Annotated in this window: 1 protein-coding gene; it reads right to left on the bottom strand. The window is 68.9% G+C overall.

Translation table 11 applies throughout. The features are described 5' to 3' along the window. Positions 1-466, bottom strand: a 466-nt coding sequence (locus J3P36_RS16090) for a methyl-accepting chemotaxis protein (RefSeq protein WP_246854920.1), incomplete at both ends; no start/stop codon positions are given.

Here is a 466-nt window from a genome sequence, read left to right as displayed (position 1 = left end):
CACCGGCGTTGGCGCCTCGCCCTGGTCGAGGACGAAGGCAGCGACCATCTGCGCCAATGCGTCCGTCTGCTCCTCCATGGACTTGGCGGCTGCGGCGGCCTCCTCCACCAGCGCAGAGTTCTGCTGGGTGATCTTGTCCATCTGCGCGACGGCCACGTTCACCTGCTCGAGGCCGGTGCTCTGCTCCTGCGAGGCAGCGGAGATCTCCGCCATGATGTCGGTGACGCGCTTCACCGAGGTGACGATCTCGTCCATCGTGTCGCCGGCGGAGGTGACGAGGCGGGAGCCGCTGTCCACCTTCGCGACGGAGTCCGAGATCAATGCCTTGATCTCCTTCGCCGCATTGGCGCTGCGCTGCGCGAGGTTGCGGACCTCCGCCGCCACCACCGCGAAGCCGCGCCCCTGGTCGCCCGCGCGCGCGGCTTCCACCGCGGCGTTCAGCGCCAGGATGTTGGTCTGGAACGCG

The organism is Naasia sp. SYSU D00057, assembly GCF_017916505.1.
Classification (GTDB): domain Bacteria; phylum Actinomycetota; class Actinomycetes; order Actinomycetales; family Microbacteriaceae; genus Naasia.
The sequence above is the reverse complement of the archived record's forward strand: the minus strand, read 5'-3'. Positions and strand labels throughout refer to the sequence as shown.